Below are 3,316 nucleotides of genomic sequence, written 5' to 3' on the forward strand. Positions count from 1 at the left end.
CGCGGCGGCGACACGGTGGACTTCAAGGACATACGAAATTTCACGCGCGCCTTCGAGATCGTGCGCCAGGCATACGTGGAAAAAATCAGTCGTCACGAACTGATGAACAAGGCCATTGCCGGCATGATCGCGGGACTGGATCCGCATAGCGCCTATCTCGACCGGAAGGATCTGGACGCCCTGGATGAGGACACCACCGGCCGCTACAGCGGGCTCGGTGTGGAAGTCGCCCAGGCCAATGGCGAACTGGTCGTGGTGGCACCGCTGGATGGCTCGCCGGCCAAACGCGCGGGCATGAAACCGGGCGACGTGATCGTGAAAGTCGACGGCGTCCCGGTGGATGCAGACAACCTCGACGCGTCGCTGGTCAAGCTGCGTGGCAAACCGGGCACGCACATCCGTCTGACGGTGGTCCACCCCAAGACCACCGTACCGGTGACGCTGGACATGATCCGCGCCGACATCCGCCTGAGCAGCGTCAACCTGCGCAGGCTGGCCCAGGGTTACGTCGACATCCGCATCAGCCAGTTCCAGGCCGACACCGCCGCCGACCTGGACCGCAAGCTCACTGAATACATCCACGCGCACGGCGCACCGCAAGGCGCTGTGCTGGACCTGCGATCCAACCCGGGGGGACTGGTCACGGCCGCGGTCGGCACCAGCGATGCCTTCCTGCAGGAAGGACTCATCGTCCGCATGCGCGGCCGACTGCCCGACGCCAACATGAGCTTCCATGCCCATCCCGGCGACCTGCTGCAGGGTGCGCCCCTGGTGGTGCTGGTCGACAACGGCACCGCATCGGCGGCGGAGATCGTCGCCGGCGCGCTGAAGGACAACCATCGCGCCCTGATCATGGGCCGACGCACCTTCGGCAAGGGCGTAGTGCAGACGGTGATCCCGCTGGACGCCGACCACGCAATCAAGCTGACCACTGCGCGCTATTACACTCCGAACGGCACCTCGATCCAGGCCGAAGGCATCGTGCCCGACATCCATATCGCCGACCTGGTGGCGCGCCCGGGCGATCACGGCCCGTCACTGATCGGCTCGGAAGCGGACCTGCCCAACCATCTGGTCAACGAGAAGCCCGACGCCACCGCTGCCGACGCCAGCCGCGGCAAGGACAACGGCGCCCTGGCGCGCAGTGACTACGCCATGGCACAAGCGCTTGCGGTACTCCAGGGATTGGCGCTGGAGCGCAAGGCAAGCTCCGCGCACTGAACAGCAGATCGGCAGCAACCGTCGCAGGCCGGCTCCAGATCGAAGCCTGGATCCGGCATGGCGAGGATCGGCAAACGGCTCCATGACGGAGCCCGCATCGGATGATTTGCGTTCAAGATGCAATGCCTGACCGCAACCTCGCTCCCGGATCGCCCTGGCCTTGCGGGCATCGCGCGGTTAGATTGTGAGGCATGAAGACACTGGGACTCATCGGCGGCACCAGTTGGGTGTCCACGGCCGACTACTACCGCCGCCTCAACGAGGGCGTGCACGCGAAGCTGGGAGGCGTGAACAGCGCACCCTTGCTGCTGCATTCGTTCAACTTCGCCGGGGTGCGCGCGCTGATCGATCGCGCGGACTGGACCACGCTCGGCACACGTCTGGCAGACGTCGCCAGGCACCTGGAAGACGCCGGTGCCGAGGGCCTGATGCTGTGCGCGAACACGCTGCACGTGGCCGCCGACGCGGTGCGCCAGGCCGTGGATGTGCCGGTGCTGCACATTGCCGAGGCCACCACCCGTGCGATTACCGACCGCGGACTGGACTGCGTGGGCCTGCTGGGTACCCGCGCCACCATGGAGCTGCCCTTCTTCTCGCAGACGCTGGCGGGACAGGGGATCACCGCGCGGATCCCCGAGACCGACGATCGCGCCTTCGTGCATCGCACGATCATGGAGGAACTGGGCCAGAACCGCTTCACCGACGCGACCCGGCAGCGCTACCTGCAGTTGATGGACCGGCTGCATGGCGAGGGCGCCCAGGGCATGGTGCTGGCCTGCACCGAAATTCCGCTGCTGGTCGGCCCCGACGATACCGACCTGCCGCTGTTCGACACCCTGGCACTGCATGCGCAGGCAGGCGTGGACTTCATACTGGACGACCCGGACGAAAACACAGGGGCCGGTTCACCCACGGACAGCTGAATTCGCAGCAACGGTGCACAACATGCTGCGGCGCTGCGCGATGTCGGATCGGTCGCGTTGCTCCCCAGATCCCCCTGCGCAGCTGCACGTCGGGGTCAGGATGATTCGTCGGTTTCTTCGGCGTGCTCGCGCACCAGCAGCCGTGCGGCCAGGATGCCGGCTTCGTACAGCGTGTACATGGGCACGGCCAGCAGTACCTGCGACATCACGTCCGGCGGCGTCAGCACCGCGGCCAGGGCGAAACAGGCCACCACCACGTAGGCGCGCGACTTCTTCAGCTTCTCCACCGGCAGCACGCCGATCGCGGCCAGGATCACCACGGCCACAGGCACCTCGAAGCAAAGGCCAAAGGCGAACAACAACGTCAGCACGAAATTCAGGTAGTGGTTGATGTCGGTCATCATTTCCACGCCGTGCGGGGTGACCGCGGTAAGGAAACGAAAAGCCGCCGGCATCACCAGGAAATAGGCGAACGCACAGCCGGTGTAGAACAGCACCACCGCCGACACCAGAAGTGGCCTCGCAAGGCGCTTCTCGTGCCGGTACAGGCCGGGACTGACAAAGGCCCAAAGCTGGTAAATCAGCACCGGCATGGCCAACACCAGCGCCAGCACGGCGGCCAGCTTGATCGGCGTGAAGAACGGGCTGGAGACCTCGGTCGCGATCAGATGGCCACCCAGCGGAAGATGCCGCACCAGCGGTTGCGCCAGTTCGGTATAAAGCCATTCGCGGAACGGGAACAGGGCGACGAAGAACAGCACCACCGCTGCGATCATGCGCAAAAGTCGCGAACGCAGCTCGACCAGGTGTGAAATCAGGGTTTCGCTGGCGTCCGCCTGCTCCCCGCCGGTATCGCCATCGTGCTCAGTGCTCATGACCCGCTCCTGAACTCCCGTCCTTGTGGTCACCGTCCACCGGCCCACGCCGGGTGCTGGTGCGGGTGACCGTGTCTTCCTCGTCCGGCGGGGAACCGGTCACCGAGTCGGCGGCCTTGCGGACCTGCTCGGCGCTGTCGCGGACCTCATCGCGGACCTGTTCGACACCGTCACGCACCTGCTCACCGGCCCGCCGGATATGCTCCTGGGCCTCCTTTAGATTGCGCTTCATTTCCTCGGCTTCGATCTCGCGCTCGACTTCCTCGCGCACGCTGTCCCAACCGCTGCGCAGGCGCC

At 65.7% G+C, this 3,316-nt stretch carries 3 protein-coding genes and 1 pseudogene; 2 read left to right on the forward strand and 2 right to left on the reverse strand.

The features are described 5' to 3' along the window. Both PF446_RS02410 and PF446_RS02415 read left to right on the forward strand, forming a co-directional pair. On the forward strand, window positions 1–1,221 hold a 1,221-nt coding region (locus PF446_RS02410), incomplete at its 5' end, for a S41 family peptidase (RefSeq protein ID WP_298069334.1). Window positions 1,222–1,412: 191 nt separating this feature from the next. Next, a complete protein-coding gene (locus PF446_RS02415; RefSeq protein WP_298069336.1) occupies window positions 1,413–2,144 on the forward strand; it encodes an aspartate/glutamate racemase family protein in 732 nt (243 codons plus the stop codon). A gap of 95 nt (window positions 2,145–2,239) precedes the next feature. Here PF446_RS02415 and tatC read toward each other — a convergent pair whose 3' ends face one another. Both tatC and PF446_RS02425 read right to left on the reverse strand, forming a co-directional pair. Further along, window positions 2,240–3,019 carry a twin-arginine translocase subunit TatC gene (gene tatC / locus PF446_RS02420; RefSeq protein ID WP_298069338.1) on the reverse strand — a complete coding sequence of 260 codons (780 nt, stop codon included), beginning with the start codon at window positions 3,017–3,019 and terminating at the stop codon, window positions 2,240–2,242. Beyond that, window positions 3,009–3,316: pseudogene (locus PF446_RS02425) on the reverse strand (hypothetical protein); the annotation flags it as partial. The gene tatC and the pseudogene PF446_RS02425, both read right to left, overlap by 11 nt.

Origin of the sequence: Oleiagrimonas sp. (genome assembly GCF_027858935.1) — a bacterium.
In the GTDB taxonomy this organism is placed as follows: domain Bacteria; phylum Pseudomonadota; class Gammaproteobacteria; order Xanthomonadales; family Rhodanobacteraceae; genus Oleiagrimonas.

What these genes read in the sequence shown, in the direction of transcription:
- PF446_RS02415 (WP_298069336.1), top strand. Translation starts at nt 1,413, where the DNA reads ATGAAGACACTGGGACTCATCGGCGGCACCAGTTGGGTGTCCACGGCC.
- tatC (WP_298069338.1), bottom strand. Translation starts at nt 3,019, where the DNA reads ATGAGCACTGAGCACGATGGCGATACCGGCGGGGAGCAGGCGGACGCC.